General features: G+C 32.6%; 22 protein-coding genes, 1 tRNA gene and 1 pseudogene. 13 read left to right on the forward strand and 11 right to left on the reverse strand.

The genetic code is table 11. The features are described 5' to 3' along the window. Positions 1 to 34: 34 nt before the first annotated feature. Complete coding sequence (locus tag ACVCZW_RS15955; protein WP_452230683.1) at positions 35 to 409, reverse strand: GreA/GreB family elongation factor; 375 nt, start codon at positions 407 to 409, stop codon at positions 35 to 37. A gap of 476 nt (positions 410 to 885) precedes the next feature. On the opposite strand from ACVCZW_RS15955, the pseudogene ACVCZW_RS15960 reads away from it, so the two are divergent. Then, positions 886 to 1,065, forward strand: a pseudogene (locus ACVCZW_RS15960) (DnaJ domain-containing protein); the annotation flags it as partial. Here ACVCZW_RS15960 and ACVCZW_RS15965 read toward each other — a convergent pair. From ACVCZW_RS15965 to ACVCZW_RS15990, 6 genes are all read right to left on the reverse strand, one after another. After that, complete coding sequence (locus tag ACVCZW_RS15965) at positions 1,062 to 1,208, reverse strand: hypothetical protein (RefSeq protein WP_452230684.1); 147 nt, start codon at positions 1,206 to 1,208, stop codon at positions 1,062 to 1,064. The pseudogene ACVCZW_RS15960 and the gene ACVCZW_RS15965 overlap by 4 nt on opposite strands. 95 nt (positions 1,209 to 1,303) lie before the next feature. Next, complete coding sequence (locus tag ACVCZW_RS15970) at positions 1,304 to 2,464, reverse strand: metal ABC transporter permease (protein WP_452230685.1); 1,161 nt, start codon at positions 2,462 to 2,464, stop codon at positions 1,304 to 1,306. Further along, positions 2,457 to 3,584, reverse strand: coding sequence for a metal ABC transporter permease (locus tag ACVCZW_RS15975; protein WP_452231168.1), 1,128 nt, complete (start codon positions 3,582 to 3,584; stop codon positions 2,457 to 2,459). Before ACVCZW_RS15975 ends, ACVCZW_RS15970 begins: the two co-directional genes overlap by 8 nt. Positions 3,585 to 3,939: 355 nt before the next feature. Then, positions 3,940 to 4,737: a metal ABC transporter ATP-binding protein gene (locus ACVCZW_RS15980; RefSeq protein ID WP_452232878.1), complete on the reverse strand. Its 798-nt coding sequence runs from the start codon at positions 4,735 to 4,737 to the stop codon at positions 3,940 to 3,942. Between the two features lie 146 nt (positions 4,738 to 4,883). Next, on the reverse strand, positions 4,884 to 5,795 hold the full coding sequence (locus tag ACVCZW_RS15985) for a metal ABC transporter solute-binding protein, Zn/Mn family (protein WP_452232879.1): 912 nt from the start codon (positions 5,793 to 5,795) through the stop codon (positions 4,884 to 4,886). Between the two features lie 40 nt (positions 5,796 to 5,835). Further along, the gene (locus tag ACVCZW_RS15990) at positions 5,836 to 8,088 is read right to left on the reverse strand and encodes a TonB-dependent receptor (protein ID WP_452232880.1); all 2,253 of its coding nucleotides are present in this window, start codon (positions 8,086 to 8,088) and stop codon (positions 5,836 to 5,838) included. A gap of 99 nt (positions 8,089 to 8,187) precedes the next feature. Here ACVCZW_RS15990 and ACVCZW_RS15995 point away from each other — a divergent pair, with 99 nt between their 5' ends. Together ACVCZW_RS15995 and ACVCZW_RS16000 are read left to right on the forward strand one after the other, a co-directional pair. Next, complete coding sequence (locus ACVCZW_RS15995) at positions 8,188 to 8,844, forward strand: metal-dependent transcriptional regulator (protein ID WP_452232881.1); 657 nt, start codon at positions 8,188 to 8,190, stop codon at positions 8,842 to 8,844. Positions 8,845 to 8,955: 111 nt separating this feature from the next. Further along, complete coding sequence (locus ACVCZW_RS16000) at positions 8,956 to 9,381, forward strand: hypothetical protein (protein ID WP_452232882.1); 426 nt, start codon at positions 8,956 to 8,958, stop codon at positions 9,379 to 9,381. A gap of 297 nt (positions 9,382 to 9,678) precedes the next feature. Here ACVCZW_RS16000 and ACVCZW_RS16005 read toward each other — a convergent pair whose 3' ends face one another. The 4 genes from ACVCZW_RS16005 to ACVCZW_RS16020 form a co-directional block, all read right to left on the reverse strand. Further along, positions 9,679 to 9,810 (reverse strand): FeoB-associated Cys-rich membrane protein, encoded by a 132-nt coding sequence (locus tag ACVCZW_RS16005; protein ID WP_452230691.1) that lies wholly within the window; start codon positions 9,808 to 9,810, stop codon positions 9,679 to 9,681. Positions 9,811 to 9,864: 54 nt separating this feature from the next. Beyond that, entirely contained in the window at positions 9,865 to 11,964 is a 2,100-nt protein-coding gene (feoB, locus tag ACVCZW_RS16010) for a ferrous iron transport protein B (RefSeq protein ID WP_452230692.1), read from the reverse strand. Beyond that, positions 11,957 to 12,193 carry a FeoA family protein gene (locus ACVCZW_RS16015; protein WP_452230693.1) on the reverse strand — a complete coding sequence of 79 codons (237 nt, stop codon included), beginning with the start codon at positions 12,191 to 12,193 and terminating at the stop codon, positions 11,957 to 11,959. The genes feoB and ACVCZW_RS16015 overlap by 8 nt, the downstream gene beginning before the upstream one ends. A 73-nt stretch (positions 12,194 to 12,266) precedes the next feature. Beyond that, entirely contained in the window at positions 12,267 to 12,938 is a 672-nt protein-coding gene (locus tag ACVCZW_RS16020) for an SCO family protein (RefSeq protein ID WP_452232883.1), read from the reverse strand. 114 nt (positions 12,939 to 13,052) lie between these two features. Here ACVCZW_RS16020 and ACVCZW_RS16025 point away from each other — a divergent pair, with 114 nt between their 5' ends. The 10 genes from ACVCZW_RS16025 to ACVCZW_RS16070 all read left to right on the forward strand — a co-directional run bounded on the left by ACVCZW_RS16025 (position 13,053) and on the right by ACVCZW_RS16070 (position 22,655). Then, positions 13,053 to 14,993 carry a M1 family aminopeptidase gene (locus tag ACVCZW_RS16025; protein WP_452230695.1) on the forward strand — a complete coding sequence of 647 codons (1,941 nt, stop codon included), beginning with the start codon at positions 13,053 to 13,055 and terminating at the stop codon, positions 14,991 to 14,993. 72 nt (positions 14,994 to 15,065) lie between these two features. After that, complete coding sequence (gene rseP / locus ACVCZW_RS16030; RefSeq protein WP_452230696.1) at positions 15,066 to 16,406, forward strand: RIP metalloprotease RseP; 1,341 nt, start codon at positions 15,066 to 15,068, stop codon at positions 16,404 to 16,406. Positions 16,407 to 16,481: 75 nt separating this feature from the next. Next, positions 16,482 to 16,555: transfer RNA gene (locus tag ACVCZW_RS16035), tRNA-Asn, on the forward strand. 222 nt (positions 16,556 to 16,777) lie between these two features. Next, the gene (locus ACVCZW_RS16040) at positions 16,778 to 17,098 is read left to right on the forward strand and encodes a hypothetical protein (RefSeq protein WP_452230697.1); all 321 of its coding nucleotides are present in this window, start codon (positions 16,778 to 16,780) and stop codon (positions 17,096 to 17,098) included. 137 nt (positions 17,099 to 17,235) lie between these two features. Continuing rightward, entirely contained in the window at positions 17,236 to 17,649 is a 414-nt protein-coding gene (locus ACVCZW_RS16045) for a response regulator (RefSeq protein ID WP_452230698.1), read from the forward strand. Positions 17,650 to 17,653: 4 nt separating this feature from the next. Further along, the gene (locus tag ACVCZW_RS16050) at positions 17,654 to 18,193 is read left to right on the forward strand and encodes a heme NO-binding domain-containing protein (protein ID WP_452230699.1); all 540 of its coding nucleotides are present in this window, start codon (positions 17,654 to 17,656) and stop codon (positions 18,191 to 18,193) included. After that, on the forward strand, positions 18,193 to 20,151 hold the full coding sequence (locus tag ACVCZW_RS16055) for a PAS domain-containing sensor histidine kinase (protein ID WP_452232884.1): 1,959 nt from the start codon (positions 18,193 to 18,195) through the stop codon (positions 20,149 to 20,151). The genes ACVCZW_RS16050 and ACVCZW_RS16055 overlap by 1 nt, the downstream gene beginning before the upstream one ends. 2 nt (positions 20,152 to 20,153) lie before the next feature. Beyond that, the gene (locus tag ACVCZW_RS16060; RefSeq protein WP_452230701.1) at positions 20,154 to 21,287 is read left to right on the forward strand and encodes an FIST signal transduction protein; all 1,134 of its coding nucleotides are present in this window, start codon (positions 20,154 to 20,156) and stop codon (positions 21,285 to 21,287) included. Then, the gene (locus tag ACVCZW_RS16065) at positions 21,287 to 22,366 is read left to right on the forward strand and encodes a sensor histidine kinase (RefSeq protein ID WP_452230702.1); all 1,080 of its coding nucleotides are present in this window, start codon (positions 21,287 to 21,289) and stop codon (positions 22,364 to 22,366) included. The genes ACVCZW_RS16060 and ACVCZW_RS16065 overlap by 1 nt, the downstream gene beginning before the upstream one ends. Further along, a complete protein-coding gene (locus ACVCZW_RS16070) occupies positions 22,338 to 22,655 on the forward strand; it encodes an Hpt domain-containing protein (protein ID WP_452230703.1) in 318 nt (105 codons plus the stop codon). Before ACVCZW_RS16065 ends, ACVCZW_RS16070 begins: the two co-directional genes overlap by 29 nt. The last annotated feature ends 4 nt before the right edge of the window (positions 22,656 to 22,659 follow it).

Consider the following 22,659-nt stretch of genomic DNA (forward strand, 5'->3'; position numbering starts at 1 on the left):
TCTTACAAGAACTCTTTTTTTGTAAAAAAAAACGTTACATACTTTCAACCATTAAAATCTCTAGTTTTCTTTCTCCATCCTTAAAAGGCCAAGTAACTATATCCCCTACTTGTCGTCCAATTGTTGCAACGGCAATATCACATAAAATAGATGATTTTCTTTTTTTGTTGTTGGCTTTATTGGTTGGAACAAACATATATTCTTGTTCTTTATTTACAGTGTGATCTTTAATTTTTACACGTCGGTTTACCGTAACTATATTACTTGGTAAGTCTCGTCGAAGTACTTGTTTAGCATTTTTTAATTCTAAAACTAATAGTTCTTCTTCTTGTTTCGTTACTTTTTTTCTTCGGATATGATCTTTAATCATATCATATATTCCTGTTGTTAAAATTACATTTTCTGACATAATATTTTTTTTGAAAACTTCCTTCTAATTACAATGTAGTTGTGACTCAAACATTCAAAAAAAGAACACAGCGTAAAGAGGTGCATTTTTGAGTGTTAAAAGTAGATTTAAAAGAAAATTAAGGTTAAAAATTTGATACTAAAAAGAGTAGCCCTGTTTTGAGTCGTAACAGGGATTAATTAATAAACTCTTTTGAATTTTTTAAAAAAATATCGTCGTGTAAGTAAGATAATGACAAAACTAACCCCAAAGAAGTTTTTATAGTATCTAAAAAATAAATAGTTGTCATTTTATCAAAAGTTGTTAATCAAATTTAACCTTTATATTTGATAATTACAATGATATAAGGATGAAAAATTAATGTTGAATATTAAAAATAGATTTGTCTTACTCAACGATAAGTTCGACTGTTCTCATCAAAATTAACTGTTTAAAGAAAAGACAATCATTCTAGAAGTAATAGTACTCATAAGTTTTTAGATAACACCAAACCGGCAACTACAGACCAAATTAAAAAAGCCTACCGTACTATGGCTAAAAAATACCATCCAGATAAAGTAGAACATCTTGGTGCAGAACATAAAAAAGGAGCAGAGGAAAAATTTAAACAAATACAAAAAGCATACGAGCAGTTGCAAAAAGAACGTAGTTTTTAATTCGTTTTTTTGTTTTTAATTCGTTTTTCAACACTCTTAAAGTAGCGCTTTTCCTTCCATTTTCTAATAAAAAAGACTACTAAAACAATTAAGCCAAGAATCATCATTCCTTCTTTTCCTGTCAGGTATTCAAATATTTTCATGAGTATTATTTAGAGATGTAAAAGTCGGTATTAAATAAAGAAGCTTTCAGTGTGTAGCTGTTTTTTTTTTTTTGAATTCTGATTATATAGATCTATTAACCTCTAAATAAGAAGAAGTCATCTTTCATATCTTCAATCTGTGCATCTTCATTTGTGATAATGTAATCAATAGCTTTAGAAGTAAAAGCATCCCCTTTTTCGGTAAGGGATACTATGTTTTTATCTAAAACAATCATATTGTTTTTTAACGCCAAGTCTAACACTGTTCGTGCTCTTACTTTTTGCCAATTAATATGTTCTTGTAAATGATTTACGTGACGTTCTCGTTCTTCGGTATGGTTTTTTAAATGCAATAGGAAAGTTAATAATGACACTTCTACACGTTGCTGCTTTTCTCTATACATAACAGCAATTATTCCTTTACTCGGAGCAAATAAAAACACGATTAAGAATATTAAGCCTAACATGGTGGTTATAGATCCGGCAATAGATGCATCTAGCCAATGTGCAAACCAGTAACCAGAAATAGCGCTTAATACACCAAAACCAACGGCAAGCCAAAGCATTTTCTTTAAGTCTGTGGTTAGTAAATATGCGGTCGCAGCAGGAGCAATCATTAGTGCAACTACTAAAATAGCGCCAACAGCATCAAAAGCACCAACGGTTGTTACCGATGCTACAGACATTAAACCATAATGTATTATTGCTGGTGAAAAACCTAAGGATGCAGCAAGACCTTTATCGAAAGTACTTAGTTTTAATTCTTTAAAAAAAGCGATAAGTAAGCCAATAGTTATAAGTAAAATAGTACCAATAATCCATAAGGATTTCGGACCAACATCTACTCCAGAAATGGTAAGTCTATCAAAAGGAGCAAAGGCTAATTCGCCCAAAAGCACAGCGTCAACATCTAAATGTACATCATTCGCATTTTTTGCAATCAATATAACACCAATACTAAATAGTGCAGGAAAAACTAAACCAATGGCAGTGTCTTCTTTTACTAATCCTGTTTTCTGAATATACTCAACTAAAACCACCGTAATAATTCCGGTAAAGGCAGCTAGTAAAATTAATAAAGGCGAGTTGAGGTCTTGTGTAATAAAGAACCCAATTACAATTCCCGGTAAAATAGAATGACTAATAGCATCGCTAATCATTGCCATTTTTCTTAAGACAAGAAAAGTACCAGGAATAGCACAAGCAATAGCTACTAAGCTTGCAATAAGTTGTATTTCTATTTGCGCACTATTCATCTTTCGTTTCTTGTTTAGTGTATAAATTTTCAGCGGTTTTAAACCCTAAATCCGTTAAGCTCCACATGGAACCACTAATTGTAGCGTAATTTTTCTCCACTAACTTCTGCAGTGTTTTTTTTGTGAAACCTTGAAAATTATTCAATAGTTTAATGGCATGCGGATGTGAAATGTTTTCATGCGTTTCTGCGATATGATGCATGAAAGCTAATGTTTTATGTAGCTCTAAATCGCGTCTATTTTTTATTAATCGAATTTGTTTAAAAAGCAAACCTCTACTTGGAGAAAATATAAAGGAGAATGCAACAAATACGGCAGCAACTAATACAATTACTGGGCCAGTAGAAAGGTTGTTTTGACTGGCGCTAATAGCGGTTCCAAAGACGCCTGAAAAAGCTCCAAAAATTGCAGCTAGAAATACCATTACACTAAGACTGTTTGTCCATTGTCTTGCTGCAGCTGCGGGAGCAAGTAACATGGCGCTCATAAGTACAACACCAACGGTTTGTAGTCCTAAAACAATAGCTAAAACAATAAAAGTGGTAATAAGAATGTCTATGAACTTGGTGTTGAAACCAAGTGTTTTCGTGTAGTCTGCATCAAAAAGTAAGAGTTTAAATTCTTTCCAGAAAAGTAATAGTACAAAGAGACAAATCCCTGTTACTATTGCCATCAGCCAAACATCACTTTCTACTAAGGTTGCGGCTTGACCAAATAAATACTTGTCTAAACCTGCTTGGTTTGCATTGGGTTGTTTCTGAATAAAAGTTAAAAGCAACATACCGAAACCAAAAAATATAGATAATATTAAACCTAAAGCAGTATCACTTTTTAAATGGGTTTTGGTTATTATTCCTCGAATCCAAAAGGTACCAACAAGCCCGCTAACTAAAGCGCCTAATAATAAAGTGTTGCTATCCTTTGCGCCAGTAATTAAAAAAGCGATTGCAATTCCTGGTAACGCTGCATGCGAAATCGCATCGCCTAAAAGACTTTGTTTTCGTAATACTGCAAAGCTACCAAGCATTCCTGTAACAGCGCCTAAAAGTGCTGTGCCAAGTGTGATGGTTCTTAGTGTGTAGTCTGTAAAGACTAATGAAAAATATTCTGTTATGTCGATGATTCTATATTTTATGTCATTGCGAGACTTTTAAGTCGAGGCAATCTGTTTATTTCTAGTCTTAAGTTGTTTCTAAACCCTTCCGTCTTTAATCTCTTTAAGGAATTGTTTCTAATTATATTTGTTTTTTTGTCAGTTCGAGTGATTCCGATTTTTCTTCGGAATGGTATCGAGAACTTTAAATGACTTCTCGATACCATTTGCTCACGCTTCACAAATCACTCGAAGTGACATCCTTTTATTTAATCGAGTAAACACTGCCGACTGCCACTTCATACTGCATTTTTTTGTTTTTCATCCGAGTAAGTACTGCCAACTGATGACTGCGCACCGCTAACTATTTACTGCTTACTATTTATTTCTGAACACTTACTTTATAGTTAATCCCGTAAGTCTTAGTTAAATTATCATCGTTAAAAATATCTTTCACAGGTCCTGTGGCAATTTTCTTCACATTTAAAAACGTTACCCAATCAAAATATTCCGGAACCGTTTGTAAATCGTGATGTACAACAATTACTGTTTTACCTGCTTTTCGTAATTCTTTTAAAATGTTGATAATTGCAATCTCGGTAGTTGCATCTACACCTTGAAAAGGTTCATCCATAAAATAAATAGAAGCATTTTGTACTAATGCTCTTGCTAAGAATATACGCTGTTGTTGTCCGCCAGAAAGCTGACTAATTTGTCTTCCTTTAAACGAAAGCATTCCTACTTTTTCTAAGGCTTCCAAAGCTGCTTTCTTTTCCTTTTGTCTCGGACGTTTGATCCATCCTAAGCTACCATAAGTTCCCATCATCACCACGTCTAAAGCAGTAGTTGGGAAATCCCAATCTACACTTCCTTTTTGTGGTACATAAGCTACTAGTTTACGTTGCTTGTCGTATGGTTTGCCATAAATAGTTACGCTTCCTGCAATGGGTTTTAAAATTCCTAAAATAGATTTTATTAGTGTGGATTTTCCTGCGCCATTTGGACCAACAATAGCCATAAGAACACCTTCGGGTATTTCTAAATCAATATCCCAAAGTACAGGTTTGTAGTTGTAAGCAACGGTTAAATCGTCTACTTTTACTGCTAACACTCCTGCGAAGGCAGGAGTCTCCTGATTAGGATTTTTGTTTTTTATATTTTCTTCTGAATTGTTTTTCATTAATACTAGTTTTTAAAACCCTTCCGTCTTTAAGCTTTTTCGGAAGCTTAAATCCACCTTCCCTTAAAAAAAGGGAAGGAATTTATTCTAATTATATTTTGTATTCCATCGAGTAAGCACTGAAAACAGTGACTGAAAACTGTATACTATTTCAAAGCATTCACAATTGTATTCACATTATACTCAAACATACCAATGTATGTCCCTTCTACAGTTCCGTCATTTCCTAAAGCATCCGAATACAAAGTGCCTCCAATAGTAACTTGGTGTCCTTTAGAATTTACCGATGCTTGCAAAGCTTCAATAGTACGTTTTGGTACAGAGCTTTCTACAAAAATAGCTTTTACTTTTCTTTCGATAATAAATGCAGCTAATTTTTGTACATCTTGTACGCCTGCTTCCGTTGCTGTAGATATACCTTGTAAACCAACAACCTCAAATCCGTAAGCTTTCCCAAAATAGTTAAATGCATCGTGCGCCGTTACTAATATCCTTTTTTCTTTTGGAAGCGTACTTATTGTTTGTTTGATGTTCTTTTGAAGTGCTTCTAATTTCAAAATATAGGCATTCTTATTTACTTCATAATTTTTAGCGTTTTCTGGATCTTTTTCAGATAAAACAGCAGCTGCTTTTTTAGCAAAGTTCTCAAAATAATTAATATCAAACCAGACATGTGGATCGTAATTGGAGGCAAAATATTCAGAACCTATAAGTGTATTTTTGTCTAAAGCATCAGAAAGCGCTATGGTTGTTTTGTTCGTGCTCTCCATTTTTTCAAGTACTTCAACAAGCTTTCCTTCTAAATGTAATCCGCTATAAAAAATAATATCTGCATTTACCAATTTAGATACATCTCCTTCACTGGCTTTGTATAAGTGCGGATCTACTCCAGAACCCATTAAACCTTGAATATTTACATGATCGCCACCTATATTTTTAACCAAATCTGTAATCATGGTTGTGGTGGTAACGATGTTTAGTTTTCCGTTGTCTTTAGATTCGCTTTTGCAGGCGATTAAAACTAGAGAAATACTAAAAAGTATAATTATTTTTTTCATAGGTCTAAATATTTATTACGAAGATACTAAAAATGTGTGATTAATTCAGTTTATATCTTACACCAAAGAATAAACGAATGCCTTGATTTGGTCCATATACATATGAAGGATCGAAGGTTAGCGCATATGGATTGTCTGCTGTTGCTATAACATCTCCGTTTCCATTAAACTGTACGTTTTCATCAAAAGGATCGTCTGCTCTTGCAATAATAAACGGATTTCCTTTGTTTGGTGTCCAGTTTAATAGATTTTTAACGCCAGCATATATTTCAAGATTATCAATGCCATCAAATGTTAATTGAATATTTTGAATACTCCACGTTGGCGAATATTCTTGTCTTGGGTCTAATTCACCAAGTAGTGGTAAACGCATTGGACCGTAGACATTTCCGGTATAATCTAAGGTTAGGTTTGTTGGGTAATTTTTATAACTAAAGGACCAAACTCCCGAATATTTCTCGGTAAGTATTTGTTCTGTCTTTTGACCGTTTTCTGTTTGTGATACATCTTGGTAGGTAGCGCCAATAGAAGCTTTAATACCGCTTCCTAAAACGGCATCCACATTAAAACTAAGTCCTTTAGTAGTAGAATAACCATCTAGATTATTATATATGATTTGATTTGGATTGGTGTCGTAATCTGGTATAATAGCATTGGTAAAATAGGTATACCAAGCAGAAGTATCGAAAGTGAAATACATGCCATTTTTTAAGTACATTTTTTTTAAATAATTAAGGTTTATGTTGTAAGATTCTTCAGGATTTAAGGCTTCTTCAATAATAACATCTCTGGATCCGGTAAGTGCTGCGTGTTCTTCGGTAAATAGATTTACCACTCTAAAACCTGTACCCGCATTTAATCGAATAATATCATTGTCTGTTGGTTTGTATTTATACGCGACTCTTGGTGTAAAAATACTACCATGTCTGCTATCGTAGTCATAACGCATTCCTAATAATAGACTTTGTTTTTTACTGAACTTAATTTCATCTTGAACAAATAGGGAAGGAATAGTTACTGGATCTGCATCTTCGGTTGCTGTAGTGTTATCATTGTAGTAGTTGTAACGTATTGCAGAACCAAATAGTAAATCGTGTTTGTTTATTTTTTTATCCCAAATAAATTGTCCGAAACCAATATGTTGTTGTGCTAAATATGGAACATCACCATAAACCGAGTTTTGATCATGGTCGGAATAAGAAAATTGAAAATTTACTTTCTCTTTAATTGGTAATTCATAGTTTCCTAAGATTTCGAATCGAGAAGTATAAATGCTTTCTCCGTAAACTTCATTTCCTCCTCTATCTGCTTTGGTCCATTGTAATTCTCCTCCCCAACGATCTTCGTAAAAGTAACGTCCAGCGAGAGATAATTTTTTATTACTCGCTCTTTTAAAATCCCATTTTTGGAAAACAGAAATACGATTTTGTAATGTTAAGTCTGTGAAATTATCATTGTTATTATCAACAATATTATCGTATTTAAAATAGTTTACACCAAATAAAACCGTTGCTTTTTCATCAATATTAGCTTTAAAACCGGCATCTAAATTCACTTCTCCCCAGCCTGTAACAAAACCGTCAGCAAAGAATCTTGGAGCATTTTCCGGAAGCTTGGTAATCACATTAATTAAACCGCCAACCGCTTCACTACCATATAAGGAAGATGCAGGACCTTTAACAATTTCAATTTGTTCTATTAGTGAATTAGGTATTCCAGATAAACCGTAAACGGTAGATAAACCACTTACAATAGGCATTCCATCGATTAAAACGAGTGTGTAAGGTCCTTCTAAACCATTAATATGAATATCTCCTGTATTACATACATTACAGTTTAATTGCGGGCGAACGCCGTTTACATTTTGAAGCGCTTCAAAAATATTAGGTGTTGGATTTTTCTTTAAAAAGGTTGGAGAGTATACTTCTACAGGAACAGGGCTCTCTAATCTGGAAACCGCTTTTAAGGTTCCGGTTATAATAACTTCGTCTAAATCTTCATTTTCATTTAAATTAAAGGTTATAAATACGGTTTTATCTTTTATGGTTATTGTCTTTTTCTGAAGGGTGTAGCCACCAAAAGAAGCTGCGATACTGTATTTTCCGGGTTCTAAATTTTTAATAATAAAAGAGCCGTCATCATTGGTTGTTGTTCCTTTTGTAGTGTTTTTTATATAAACATTAGCATAAGGAAGCGGTTCTCCATTAGATAGCACTTTTCCTTTGATGCTAAAGGTGTTTTGCGCTGTAGCGGAACAAAATAGTAATAGTATAAAAAAATTAATTAGTTTCATCTTGAATTATTTTTAAGCAAATATAAAATTATTTTTAGATTAGTCTAAAAATATTTTAAGAAATATATCTTTTCTATATTTGTATTACATAATTATGCTATGATCACACTAACGGAAGAAAATTATATTAAGGCTATTTATCATTTAGGAATTAATGGTGATAAAACGGTGAATACAAATGCTATTGCAACGGCCTTAGAAACGAAAGCTTCTTCGGTTACAGATATGATTAAGAAATTATCTGAAAAAGGCTATGCAGATTACAAAAAATACCAAGGAGTTACTTTAACCGATGGAGGTAGAAGAGTAGCTTTAAATATTATAAGAAAACACCGTCTTTGGGAAGTGTTTCTAGTAGAAAAATTAAATTTTTCTTGGGACGAAGTACATGAAGTTGCAGAGCACTTAGAGCATATAAAATCAGAAAAACTAATAGAGGAATTAGATCTTTTTTTAGGTTCTCCTTCTCACGATCCACACGGCGATCCAATTCCGGATAAAGAAGGTAATTTTAAACATATTGAAAAAATTGTTTTGGCAAAAGCAGAAATTGGAGCGGTCTATAAATGTGTAGGAGTTGACGATACTTCTTCAGAGTTTTTAAAATATCTAGACAGTAATAATATTGCGCTTGGAACGATAATTACTATCCAACATAAAGAACCTTATGATAATTCTGTAAAAATTGCGTTTGATGAAAATGAGATGGTTGTTTCTCAAAATGTCGCTAAAAATATTTATTTAAAGAAGGTTTAGTGGGGTAAGCAATCTTTTTGTAAATTATACTTTGGTAGGTTTTAAGATTGGATTTAATGTCTAAAGACACTTGATTAATTTAAAAGATTACCGCTTTCGCGGAAACTAAAGATGAAACACCTATTATTTATTTTTCTATTATTAGTAACAAGCTCTGGTTTTGCACAAGATTCTATAGTGGAAACCATAGTAACACCCCCAAAAATTGTAACAAAACTTCATTTTGGTTCCAGTGTACAGTTTGCCGATGTTCGATTAAAATTTGTGGAAGTAGTGCAGGATTCTCGATGCCCTAAAGCGGTGCAATGTATTTGGGCTGGGGAAGTAATTGTTTTGGTGGATGTTTTTAAAAACGGAAACAAAATAGCACAAAAAAAGTTAACGATTAATCCTACTTTTTCTTCGCAGGAGCAACTAGGGAATTTGTTTTCTTCGGAAGAACTAGATGTTTCTGGTTTTAATGTTTTGCCGTATCCTGTTTCAGGTGATAAGATTCCGATGGAAGAATATTACATTCAATTAGAGGTAAGAAACTAGAAAATTGCGTTATTAAAATGCAGTCGTGTGAGACCGCAAATCTCAAATAGATTGATAATAAATACGGTTTACAAAGACTTTAAATATTCCTATAATTTGTAAGGTTTTTATGACAGAGTGAGCGCGTTAAGGATGAAACGGCATGTTTGAAATCCTTTTTTGTAAAAAAAGATTGAGTAGTGACAGCCTGACTTTTGCGATCCTTTAAGGTTTTTAAAACCTGGAAGGTATGCGTAAAAGTAACGCCCAAATAAAAATTGGTTTTAAATTTATGAGATCCCTTTTTTTAAACGGATTTTAGTGACAACCACAGTCGTCTGTTCCACATGCTTTTTTCGATTTCTTCTTATAAAAATACTTTTTTACAATAAAAGCTACTGCTAGTAAAACAGTAGAAAAAACGAGTATGTCTTGAATGATTGTATTCATAATTTATTGGTCGTTTGCTATTCTATTAATTTACAAAATTTTCTATTAATTACCTCACTTTAAAAACTGATACGCTAATAATGCTGCTACGTAAGCAATAGCGGTCATGATTATTAATTGTAAAGTTGGCCATTTCCAGGAATTGGTTTCTCTTTTTACAACGGCTAATGTACTCATACATTGCATGGCAAAGGCATAGAAAAGTAATAGTGAAATACCGGAAGCTAAGGTAAATAAAGGGCCGCCAGTAATTGGATTTATTTCTTTAGCCATTTTGTTTTTAATGGTCTCTTCTTCATCATTACCAACACTATAAATAGTTGCAAGTGTACCAACAAATACTTCGCGAGCAGCAAAAGAACTAACAATAGCAATACCAATTTTCCAGTCGTAACCTAAAGGTCTTATAACAGGTTCAATAGCTCTTCCTGTGATACCAATATAAGAGTATTCTAATTTTTGCGAAGCTACTTTCTGATTGATTTCCTCTTCCGATAAGTTTTGCGAAGCGTATTCTGTTTTCACAATCTCTTCTGCATTATTAAAGTTTTTTCCTGGTCCGTATGACGCTAAAAACCAAAGTACAATAGATATGGCAAGGATTATTTTACCAGCTCCAAATACAAAAGATTTTGTTTTTTCTAAAACGGTTAAAGCAACATTTTTTATAAGTGGTAATTTGTAGTTTGGCATTTCTACTACAAAGAAGCTTTTGTTCTTTATTTTAAGTACTTTATTTAATAGGTATGCTGAAAAAATTGCGGTTCCAAATCCTATTAAATATAATAGCATTAGTGTTAACGCTTGGTAGCTTAATCCTAAGATTCGTCCTTCCGGAATTACCAAAGCAATGATAATTAAATATACCGGTAATCTTGCGGCACAAGTAGTAAACGGAGTTACCAAAATGGTGATTAATCGTTCTTTCCAACTTTCAATATTTCTGGTTGCCATAATTGCTGGAATGGCACAAGCAGTACCCGAAATTAGAGGTACTACGCTTTTTCCGCTTAGGCCAAAACGTCGCATAATTCTATCCATTAAAAAGACCACACGACTCATATAGCCACTTTCTTCTAAAACGGCTATAAATAGGAATAAGAATGCGATTTGTGGAATAAAAATGATAATTCCGCCAAGTCCTGGGATAATACCTTCGGCAATTAAATTAGTAAAAGCACCTGCTGGCAATGCGTTTTTTGTCCATTCACTTAAAGATGCAAATGTAGAATCAATGAAATCCATTGGTACGCTAGACCAATCGTAAATTGCTTGAAAAATGGTTAGCAAAATGAATGCAAAAATAACGTAACCCCAAACTTTATGGGTTAGTACTCTATCTAAATTTGCTCGTAAACCTTTGGCTTGACTCGCATCAATAGTTTGTCCTTTTTTAAGCGTATTGTTTATAAACTGGTAACGTTTTATTGTTTCTTTTTGTTGCAGCTTTTTAAGATCTGCCTTCGATTTTGTTTTAAAGCTAGCGATAGCTTCTAGTTCCTGCCTGTCTGTTTTTCCGAAATTTACATCCTGTGTAATTACTAGCCAAAGTTTGTATAATAGTTGATTAGGAAATGCTTGACGTAATCTATCAAAATATTCTTTATCTATTTCTGAAGCATGCAAACAAGGCGTAATCGATAATTCTTTATAATTAGCAATGTGTTGTTTTAAGGTATCTATACCTTCGTTTTTACGTGTGCTTATTAAGGCTATTTTAGTATTTAGTTGTTTTTCTAAATAATCAATATCTAATGAAATACCTTTGTAGCGCATTCTATCCGACATATTAATAACTAGAATACAAGGGATTTCTAAATCTTTAATTTGCGTAAAAAGAAGTAGATTTCTTTTTAAGTTTTCTACATCGCTGACTACTATTGCAACATCTGGATAGTCTTTATCTGTTTTATTTAAAAGCAGTTCTATAACTACATTTTCATCTAAAGACGAAGCATTTAAGCTATAGGTTCCTGGTAAATCTATAATGTGTGCTTTTACACCACGCGGTAATTTGCAGATACCTTCTTTTTTTTCGACTGTAATTCCAGGGTAGTTACCCACTTTTTGGTGTAGACCTGTAAGCGCATTAAATACAGAAGTCTTCCCTGTATTTGGGTTTCCAATAAGCGCAACATTTATTTGTTTACTCATGGACTATTTTTTCGATTAGTATATGACTTGCCGTTTCTTTTCGAATTGCTAAATGCGTACCATTAATATTCAAATACATGGGATCTTGGAAAGGAGCAACCTGTAAAAGTTGGACTGTATTACCAGGAAGACAACCCATTTCTAACAGTTTTAACGGTATGTGAGCAGAAGAAACATCAGTGATAATGCCTTGTTCTCCACGTTTAAGATGTGCTATAGTTACTTGCAAGCTTATTTAGATTGATTTTAAAGAAGCAAATGTAGTATAAAAGTAGTAGCTAAAAAAATTGTTGCTTAATAAACTATTTATATTCTTTTTTTAGGATTTTTATATCTTCAATAAGTTGTGCTATTTCTTCCGGATTGGTGCCGTCATAAAAACCTCTTATTTGTCGCTTTTTATCTATAAGAATAAAGTTTTCTGTGTGTATCATATCATACGCATCAACAGTTCCAGCAGTTTTCACTGCTAAGTAACTTTTTCTAGCGAGTGCATAGATTTGTTTTTTATCTCCAGTTACTAAATTCCATTTATCATCATGAACACCTTTTTTTAGTGCATAACGTTTTAATTGTGCTACGCTATCTATTTTAGGAGTTACAGAATGTGAAAGTAGCATCACCTCGTTATCATTTAAAATCGACTTTTGAACTTGATACATATTATCTGTCATTATTGGGCAAATAGTTTGACAAGTAGTAAAAAAGAAATCGGCTACATAGATTTTATCTTTATAATCCGCTTGCGTTATTGTTTTTCCGTTTTGATTGGTAAGGCTAAAGTCTGCAATTTTGTGATATTTTTTTACGTATTGCATGGTGCTGTCTACCAATTCTGCATTTACCAAAGCAGGTTGATAAATAGGTAGTACTTTTTCTACTTTTAGAATATTGTAGAAAATTGTAATGATGAGGATAGATAGAATTCCTAAAACAAGAGCGAAATATTTATAATCTTTAAAAAACGAAAGCATAAGAGGTGTTTTGTTATGCAAAATTACAAATTATTTCATGCGGTACTAGTAATAATGGTTACATAAGTTAAAACTAAATATTGTAACTTTAAATTCTTAAAAAAAACTATTGAAATGAAATATTATTTTTTATTGATCACCTTGCTTTCTATAGGTTCTTCTTTTTCACAAACCTTTGATGAAGATTTAAATACCCTTGTGGAAGGCGAAGCTAAATCGGCTTATAATAGAATTTACAACCATAGAGTAAATCTAAATACAGGGAATTATGATGTTACCTATCATAAATTAGAATTTACTATAGACCCAAGTGTGGCAAGTATTTCGGGGATTGTGACTACACATTTTGTAGCAAAAGAAAATATGACCGAAGTAACTTTTGATTTAGCAGATAATATGCTTGTTTCTCAAGTTTTACAAAACGGAAATAGCTTAACTTATTTGCAAAATGTAGATGATGAGTTGGTAATAACTTTACAAACAACGGTGAATACGGGGCAAACAGGAATTGTGGAAATCACCTATTCTGGGAATCCTATAAGTTCTGGTTTTGGTTCTTTTGCACAAACGACACATAATAGTGATCCTATTATTTGGACATTATCAGAACCTTATGGCGCAAAAGGTTGGTGGCCTTGTAAACAAGATCTAAATGATAAAATTGAAAATATAGATGTGTATATAACTACGCCGCAGTTCAATTCGCAAGGCGAAGAATATATTGCGGTAAGTAATGGTGTGGAGCAAAGTCAAACCGTAAATGGCGCTAATAAAACAACATATTACAAACATGAGTTTCCTATTCCTGCGTATTTAATTGCAATTGCAGCAACAAATTATGAAGTGTATTCGCATACCGTTCCTAATAACGGAAACCCTTTTGAAATTGTAAATTATGTATATCCAGAAAACCTTACTTCTGCACAGACAAGTACGGCAGTTACTGTAGATATTATGGAATTGTTTTCTACCAAGTTTGAAGAATATCCGTATGCATCCGAAAAATATGGACATGCTCAATTTGGTTGGGGTGGAGGAATGGAGCATACCACAGTTTCTTTTATGGGAAGTTTTGGAAGAAGCTTAATAGCTCATGAATTAGCACATCAATGGTTTGGCGATAAAATTACTTGTGGTAGCTGGAAAGATATTTGGTTAAATGAAGGTTTTGCTACGTATTTAGCAGGACTAGTAATTGAGGATTTTGATGGAGAAGAAAGTTTTAAAAACTGGAAACAAGGACGTGTGAATTCAATAACCTCGCAACCAGATGGGGCTGTATATTTAGCAGATTCCGATACTACAAGTGTTGGTAGAATTTTTAGTAGCAGATTAAGTTACAATAAAGGATCGATGGTATTACACATGCTTAGAAAAAAAGCAGGTGACGCTAATTTTTATCAAGGCATGCAAGATTACTTAAGTGATACGGATTTAGCTTTTGGTTATGCTAAAACACCAGATTATATTGCTAAAATGGAAGCGGCTACTGGTGAAAATTTAACGGAGTTTTTTGACGATTGGATTTACAATCAAGGATATCCATCTTACAATATTAGCTCGAGTTGGTTAAATGCAAATCAACTTCAATTTCAAATAAGCCAAACACAAAGTCATAGTTCGGTTAGTTATTTTGAAGCACCAATTCCGTTACGAATTGTAGGTACAAATGGAGAGATTTTAGATATTGTTTTAGATAATACTTTTCAAGGAGAAACATTTGTAGAAACCGTAAATTTTGCGGTAAGCGACGTGTTATTTGATCCAGAATTTGATTTGATTTCTAAAGATAATACGGTAACGTTAAGCACGAATACCTTTCAAATAGAAAACAGCTTAATAATGTATCCTAATCCAACAACAAGCTATCTTAGATTTGATAAACCGGATGCATTAGTGATTCATCAGATTCAAATATTTGATGTTTTAGGCAAGTTGGTGTTAGAGACAGATTATCAAGAAAGTATCCGTACAGAAGGCTTGTCTTCTGGTATTCACTTTGTAAAATTTACTACGAACCAAGGTGTTTTTCATAAAAGGCTGTTAAAGGATTAAGCAATACACCTTCGTGTTTTTTTTAGTTAGCATAAAAGCTTACTTTTGCACGTTACAAATAAAAACCAATACATGACTGTATTTATAATTAAAGCCGCTCAGTTATTTTTGAGCCTTTCTATATTAGTTGTTTTGCATGAATTAGGACATTTTGTTCCTGCAAAACTGTTTAAAACCAAAGTAGAAAAATTCTACTTATTCTTTGATGTTAAATTCTCTTTATTTAAGAAAAAAATTGGCGAAACCGTTTATGGTATTGGTTGGTTACCACTTGGAGGTTATGTAAAAATTGCCGGAATGATAGATGAGAGTATGGATAAAGAACAAATGGCTAAACCACCACAACCGTGGGAGTTTCGTTCTAAACCAACTTGGCAACGTTTAATTATTATGCTTGGTGGTGTTTTTATGAATTTTTTATTAGCGTTCTTCCTGTACATGGTGATTTTGTTTGTTTGGGGAACTGTTTATATTTCTAAAGATGATGTAAAACATGGTTACGGCGTTAGTAAAACTATGGAGAACTATGGTTTTCAGCAAGGAGATAAAATTGTATCTGTAGATGGTGAGCCTATTGAAGATTTATCAGAAGATGTTAGTAAATACCTAATGTTTAGAAATATAGAAACGATTAAAGTAGAGCACCCTAATGGTACTATTGAAGATCTTGCTATTCCTGAAGATATAGGAAAACAGCTTTTTGCTGCTGGAGATTTACCTGCTTTCGAACCACGTTCTCCTTTTCAAGTAGAAGAAGTAGAACCAGGTTTACCTGCAGAAAAAGCAGGACTTATGGCTCAGGATAAAATTGTATCTGTAAATGGAAATCCGATTACTTATTTTTCAGATTTTACGTATCAATTAAAAAATAGTGCGACAAAAGACATTGTTTTACTAGTAGAACGTAACAATGAGCAAAAGGAATTTACTTTAACACCAACCGAAGATAATAAGGTTGGTATTGTAGTAACAAGAACAGATCCCGATTTTATAAAGGTAAACCAAAGAGAATATACTTTAGGCGAAAGTGTTTCTGGAGGAATTAGCAAGGGATATTGGGAGATAAAAGATTACTTAGCACAATTTCAATATATATTCACTAAAAAAGGAGCGTCGCAAATTGGAGGCTTTGCTGCAATCGGACAAATGTTTCCTGCGCAATGGAACTGGCAAGTGTTTTGGAAAATGACAGCATTCTTATCTATTATGCTTGGTGTTTTAAATTTATTACCAATTCCTGCACTTGATGGTGGTCACGTAATGTTTTTATTATATGAAATTATTTCTGGAAGAAAACCAGGAGATAAATTCATGGAATATGCGCAATTAGTTGGTTTTGTACTTCTTATAGGTTTGGTTCTGTTTGCAAATGGTAACGATGCATTCAAAGCAATACAAGATTGGTTAAATTAATTTAAAATTTTTTTAAAAAAGATTTGTAGTAACTAAAAATAAACATATATTTGCGCTCGCAAAAGCGAATAACACTCCTCTTTAGCTCAGTTGGTTAGAGCATCTGACTGTTAATCAGAGGGTCCTAAGTTCGAGTCTTAGAAGAGGAGCAAGTTAGAATAAGCCACTATTTATAGTGGCTTTTTTTATGGGGTAAAGTCAAAGGAGTGTTCTGCTAATACTCCTTTAGTAGCTAGGCTTTTAGGGTCTCTAAAAACCATTCGTCTACACTTGTTTTCCACTTATCTATAGTTGTTATGTGTCTTAAAGAATTTTTTAAAATTTAGATTCTTCTTTATTTAGTTTTGGTCTAGTTAATTCAAACAAACACCATGTCTAAGACAAAAACGCCCTCTTGCTTCATTAGAATAAGCAATATGTTTTTTAAAAAGAAACAAACAATTAATAAGAATACGTTTAACCAGTATGCCGTTGAAATAGATGCAAAAAAAGATAATTTACAAACAATGGGAATACGTGCATTAAATAAAAACATAAAGAACTTAGAATTTATAAATCATTTAGAAATGAATTTACAAGACAAGCAAATAAATAATATGCCTCTTGAATTTTTAACAGATTTAAACACACTAAAGCAGCATTCTCAATGTAATCTTTTAACAGCACTTCATGCAATGAATAAATTTGAGTAAAGTATCTAAATAGTTCTAAAAACCATTCGTCGACACTTAAATGCTATTCACCTACACTAAAATTACGCTAAACGAAATTTTAATCCGCCGTGATCTCATTAAGGTACCTTTGAGGTAATTAAAACAATACCTTTAATATGATTAAAAAACTTAAAATTCTGCTTATTGAAGATGACATGATAGAAGTTATGAAATTGAATAGAACCATTTCAACTTTAAAATTAGATCATAAAATCATCGAAGCTAACAATGGGGAAGAAGCTTTAGAAATATTAGAACAAAAGGACAACTTACCTGATATTATTTTATTAGATTTAAATATGCCTAAGATTAATGGTATTGAATTTTTAAATATTCTAAAAAAGGATAGTGTTTTAAAGTACATTCCAACCATAATTTTATCGACATCCAACAATCAAAAAGATTTGCTGGAATGTTATAAAACAGGAGTAGCAGGTTATGTGATTAAACCCTTAAAATATGAGGATTACGTTAGTAAAATTGAAAAATTATTAGCATATTGGAGTATTAATGAATTAATCGTAGTTTAAAATAATGAAAGGTATCGTTTTTACAGAGTTTTTAGAATTAGTAGAAGATAAGTTTGGTCTAGAAATGGTAGACAATATTATCACGAGTTCTACCTTAGAGTCTGAAGGTGTTTACACCGCAGTTGGTACCTATAGTTTTTCCGAAATGCTACAGTTATTAGGGCATTTAAGTGAAAATACAGGTATTTCTATAGATAACCTACTTTTGGTGTACGCAGAGCACTTTTTTAGCGTTATTGAAAAAAGTTATCCAGGTCTTTTAGCTACCTATAAAGATCCTATTGAAATGATTTCATCTATAGAAAATCATATTCATGTAGAGGTTAGAAAGATTTATCCGGATGCAGAATTACCAACCTTTGAAGTCGTAGAAAAAACAGAGAACTCTTTGGTGATGATATATAAATCTAGTAGATCTATGCATCATTTTGGTCTAGGATTAATGAATAAAACATTTGAACATTTTAATGCAACAGCGACCATAGATTTGCAAAAAATTAAAGAAGACGGAACGGAAGTTAGATTTGTTATTCATAAAAATTAATGAGTCAAGAGCAAACCGAAATATTACAACGTGCTTTAAAAAGAGAAAGAGCTGCCCGAAAAGCAGCAGAAAAAATTCTGGAAGAGAAATCCAGAGAGCTATATTTTACTTCCCAAAAGCTAGAGCAACTTTTAGACGAAAAATCTACACAACTAGAAGGCGTTTTTGAAAATATTCTAGATGCATACGTTGTTATGGATCTTGAAGGTAACTTCATAAAATTTAACGAGGCAGCAACCAAATTATTTGGGTATGATATTGCTAGAGATCAAGTAAATGTTATAAACCTTATTTATAAAGAAGATCTTTCCTACGCAATGACCTCTTTCTTGGCATTGCAAAGCAAAGGTTTTTTTAAAAATTATGAGGCTAGAGTGTATACCAAATCCAAAGAGGTAAAATGGGTACATATAAATGCAAGTGTCATTTATGATAAAAATCAAAACCCAGTAGCAGCACAAGGTGTAGTTAGAGATATTACAGATCAAAAAATATCCGAAGAAAAATTAATAGAGTCCGAAAATAGATTATCAGCGCTTATTTTAAACTTAGATAGCGGTATTGTTTTAGAAGATGAAAACAGAAACATAGTACTCACAAATAATAAATTTTGTGAGCTTTTTGGAATAGATGCAAAACCTACGGAGTTGTTAGGTATGGATTGCACAGCGGCATCCGAGAAAAATAAAGTATTGTTTAAAGATCCTAAGGGATTTATGCAAAGGATGCGAGATATTGATGCCAATAAAAAAACAGTAGTTGGTGACGAGCTAGAAATGATAGATGGTAAAATTCTAGAACGCAGTTATATGCCTATAGTATCAGGAGGTGCCTATAAAGGTTATTTATGGACCTTCACAGATGTCACCTTAAAAAGAACCTACAGAAAAAGCCTAGAAGCGCAAAAGCAAAAATATTATAATATCATTGCTAATATGAATTTAGGGATGGTAGAGTTAAATAACGACGACGAAATTCTGATGGTAAATCAGAGTTTTGAGAAAATGTCTGGCTATACCGAAGCAGAAGTTAAAGGGAAAAATGCAAGAATACTTTTTTCTGCGGAAGACGGAGAAGAATTGTTAAAAGAAGAAAGAGAGAAACGACAAAAAGGGCTATCCAACTCGTACGAACTCAAAGCGGTTTGTAAAGCAGGAAAGACGAGACATTGGTTAGTAAGTGGGGCACCAAACTATAATATAGATGGTGAAATAATTGGGTCTATTGGAATCCATTTAGATATTACCGAAACTAAAAACCTAGAAGTTCAAAAAGAAAAATTATTAGAAAAACTAGAAAGAAGTAATGACGAGTTACAAGAATATGCACACATTGTATCGCATGATCTAAAATCACCTTTACGTAGTTTACATGCATTAGTAAGTTGGTTAAAAGAAGATAATCAAGGGAAGTTGGACGCGGTAAGTCTTCAAAATTTCGGACTTATTGAAACCACTTTAGAGAAGATGGAACAGCTAATTACAGATGTGTTAAATTACTCTAGTGTAGGAGCCGACAATGCCGTTAAAGTGGATGTAGATTTAAATAGTATGGTTAGTGAATTGATTAATCTGTTATACATTCCGGAGCACATAGAAATTAAAAGTCTTCATGTGTTACCTGATATACAAGGCGATAGAACAAAGCTGCAACAGCTATTTCAAAACCTAATTAGTAATGCTGTTAAGTTTATAGATAAAAAGTGTGGTAGTATTATTATAGACGTAGAAGATTTTAAAAGCCACTACAAATTTTCAATACAAGATAATGGTATTGGTATTGATAAAAAGTATCACGATAAAATATTTAAAATATTTCATTCTTTAAAGAAAAGTAAGGATTCCTCAGGAATTGGATTGTCTATCGTTAAGAAGATTGTCAATTTACACGACGGAGAAATATGGCTAGATAGTGAGCCAAATGTAGGAACTACTTTCTATTTCACATTAAAAAAATAACGATGAAAACAGTACAATTAGTAAAACATAAAAATAAAGATTGGGAGTACGTAATTGAAAAACAAGAATTAAAGGAACCTTTAGTTATTGTTTTTGGGAATAGATATTTGTTAGAAGAAGATGCTATTTACGAAGATATTAGAACGTTATTTCCAGATGGACATATTATTTTTGGTTCTGCATGTGCCGAAATTTCATCAGATACTGTAAACGAAGAAAGCATTACAGTAACAGCTATAGAATTTGAAAAAAGCAACTTCCTAATTAAGACAAGTAATGTTTTAAACACCGACTTAGACAGTTTTAAAACAGGAGATGATCTTATTAAACAATTTCCAAAAGAGGGCTTAAAATACGTCTTTGTAGTGTCAGAAGGCAGCTTTATAAACGGTAGTCAGCTCACCAAAGGGATGAGTGCTTCTACTGGTGATAATTTAGTAATCACTGGCGGATTATGTGGGGATGATTCGCGTTTTGAAAAAACACTAGCGTCTTATAATGAAAATCCTAAAGAAGGCGAGTTAGTTGCCGTTGGTTTTTATGGAGAAACACTAGAAATATCTTTTTCTATTCATGGTGGATGGACACCTTTTGGACCAGAACGTATTGTTACAAAATCGGAAGGCAACACATTGTATGAGTTAGATGGTCAACCAGCTTTAGATTTATATAAAAAATACTTAGGAGATAAAGCTAAAGATTTACCAGGAGCAGCCTTATTGTATCCTTTAAATGTAACATCTGCAGATGAAAATCAATCTATTGTAAGATCTATTTTGAATATTAATGAAGAAGAAAATGCGGTGATTTTAGCAGGAGATATTAAAGAAAACTCCAAAGTACAGCTCATGATGACTAATGTAGATAATATTGCAAATGCATCCGAACGCGCGGCAAGACAAGCTCTAGAATATAGAACAAACAAACCAGAGCTAGCTATATTAGTAAGCTGTATTGGGAGAAAACTAGTGCTGGACCAACGTGTAGAAGAAGAAATTGAAGAAGTAATTGATGTACTAGGAAAAGATACCGTTATCACCGGTTTTTATTCTTATGGAGAAATAGCACCTTTTCATGGAGAAATGGCTTGTCAGTTACATAATCAAACCATGACTATAACGCTAATTAGCGAATAATGAATTCATTATTAAAAAGACAAATACGTAAATTTTTAAGTGAAGAATTAAAAAACAATGGAGATTTAACTGCGTTTATTAATGCTATAGACCTTTCTTATAATAATTTTGACGAACAATCTAGCATGATTCAAAGAGCTATGTCTATTAGTTCCGATGAGTTATATAGTGCTAACCGAAAGTTGCAAAAAGAAGCAGAAGAACAAAAAGAAGTCATTGATAAATTAAAAAATGTTATCCATACACTAAAGTTTTATAATTTAAAAGAAGACGAAAATCCAGAAGAAGTAGAATTAACAGGTTCTGATTTGGTAGATTTTATTGATAATCAAACCAAAGAGATTATCGAAATGAATAAGCAGAGACAATCTCTTTTAAACGAATTAGCCCATCAAAATCAAGAACTTAGTGACTATGCGCATATGGTATCTCATGATTTAAAATCACCATTACGAAGCATTGATGCTTTAACGGCCTGGTTAGATGAAGATTACAAAGATACTTTTGATGATAATGGTAAAAATACATTACATCTTATTAGAAATAATGTAGAAAAAATGGATACCTTAATTAATGGTATTTTAGAGTATTCCACCATTGGAAAAAATCAAATAGAGCTTTATGATGTCGATTTAAATAAGCTTATAGATGGCATATTGAGTAGTATTAAAATTCCAAATCATATTCACATAACAAAAACGAATTTACCAACTATAAAAGGAGATAAATACAGGTTACAACAATTGTTTCAAAACCTGATAGGTAATGCTGTAAAATATAATGATAAAGCGAAAGGAACTATTGAAATCGGTGTAGAAGATCAAGATAACTATTGGCAGTTTTATATAAAAGATAACGGTAAAGGTATTGAAGAAACCTATTTTGATAAAATTTTCAAAACCTTTGAAAAATTAGAGAATAATCCAGATTCTTCAGGAATTGGATTGTCTATTGTAAAAAAAATCGTCGAATTATATGGTGGAAAAATATGGCTAGAATCACAAGTCCATATTGGAACTACTTTTTATTTCACCTTAAAAAAATCCCCAAATGGAACAACCCAACCAATCCTACATTAACAGCTTGTCTGGAGACGATAAAGCTTTCAAACAAAAATTAATTGACGTTATTAAAAAAGAGTTTCCAGAAGAGAAACAAGTGTATTTGGAGAACTACAATGCTAAAAATTATAAGTTAGCAGCAGATAATGTGCATAAACTTAAACATAAAATTAGTATTTTAGGCCTAGAAAAAGGGTATGAGGTTGCTGTAGCATACGAAAATAATTTATTGGAAGGTTCTACCAACCAGAAAAATCAATTTGAAGCTATACTAACTAATATCACCAAATATCTAGAAGAAATTTAAACAC

Source organism: Lacinutrix sp. MEBiC02595 (assembly GCF_053601555.1).

Excerpts from the sequence above, each read along its gene's own strand:
- rseP (WP_452230696.1), top strand. The coding sequence starts at position 15,066 with ATGACTGTATTTATAATTAAAGCCGCTCAGTTATTTTTGAGCCTTTCT.
- ACVCZW_RS16060 (WP_452230701.1), top strand. The coding sequence starts at position 20,154 with ATGAAAACAGTACAATTAGTAAAACATAAAAATAAAGATTGGGAGTAC.
- ACVCZW_RS15965 (WP_452230684.1), bottom strand. The coding sequence starts at position 1,208 with ATGAAAATATTTGAATACCTGACAGGAAAAGAAGGAATGATGATTCTT.
- ACVCZW_RS15985 (WP_452232879.1), bottom strand. The coding sequence starts at position 5,795 with ATGAAAAAAATAATTATACTTTTTAGTATTTCTCTAGTTTTAATCGCC.
- ACVCZW_RS16025 (WP_452230695.1), top strand. The coding sequence starts at position 13,053 with ATGAAATATTATTTTTTATTGATCACCTTGCTTTCTATAGGTTCTTCT.
- ACVCZW_RS16000 (WP_452232882.1), top strand. The coding sequence starts at position 8,956 with ATGAAACACCTATTATTTATTTTTCTATTATTAGTAACAAGCTCTGGT.
- ACVCZW_RS16050 (WP_452230699.1), top strand. The coding sequence starts at position 17,654 with ATGAAAGGTATCGTTTTTACAGAGTTTTTAGAATTAGTAGAAGATAAG.
- ACVCZW_RS15980 (WP_452232878.1), bottom strand. The coding sequence starts at position 4,737 with ATGAAAAACAATTCAGAAGAAAATATAAAAAACAAAAATCCTAATCAG.
- ACVCZW_RS16040 (WP_452230697.1), top strand. The coding sequence starts at position 16,778 with ATGTCTAAGACAAAAACGCCCTCTTGCTTCATTAGAATAAGCAATATG.
- feoB (WP_452230692.1), bottom strand. The coding sequence starts at position 11,964 with ATGAGTAAACAAATAAATGTTGCGCTTATTGGAAACCCAAATACAGGG.
- ACVCZW_RS15995 (WP_452232881.1), top strand. The coding sequence starts at position 8,188 with ATGATCACACTAACGGAAGAAAATTATATTAAGGCTATTTATCATTTA.
- ACVCZW_RS16065 (WP_452230702.1), top strand. The coding sequence starts at position 21,287 with ATGAATTCATTATTAAAAAGACAAATACGTAAATTTTTAAGTGAAGAA.
- ACVCZW_RS15955 (WP_452230683.1), bottom strand. The coding sequence starts at position 409 with ATGTCAGAAAATGTAATTTTAACAACAGGAATATATGATATGATTAAA.
- ACVCZW_RS15990 (WP_452232880.1), bottom strand. The coding sequence starts at position 8,088 with ATGAAACTAATTAATTTTTTTATACTATTACTATTTTGTTCCGCTACA.
- ACVCZW_RS16055 (WP_452232884.1), top strand. The coding sequence starts at position 18,193 with ATGAGTCAAGAGCAAACCGAAATATTACAACGTGCTTTAAAAAGAGAA.
- ACVCZW_RS16045 (WP_452230698.1), top strand. The coding sequence starts at position 17,236 with ATGATTAAAAAACTTAAAATTCTGCTTATTGAAGATGACATGATAGAA.
- ACVCZW_RS16005 (WP_452230691.1), bottom strand. The coding sequence starts at position 9,810 with ATGAATACAATCATTCAAGACATACTCGTTTTTTCTACTGTTTTACTA.
- ACVCZW_RS16020 (WP_452232883.1), bottom strand. The coding sequence starts at position 12,938 with ATGCTTTCGTTTTTTAAAGATTATAAATATTTCGCTCTTGTTTTAGGA.
- ACVCZW_RS16070 (WP_452230703.1), top strand. The coding sequence starts at position 22,338 with ATGGAACAACCCAACCAATCCTACATTAACAGCTTGTCTGGAGACGAT.
- ACVCZW_RS15970 (WP_452230685.1), bottom strand. The coding sequence starts at position 2,464 with ATGAATAGTGCGCAAATAGAAATACAACTTATTGCAAGCTTAGTAGCT.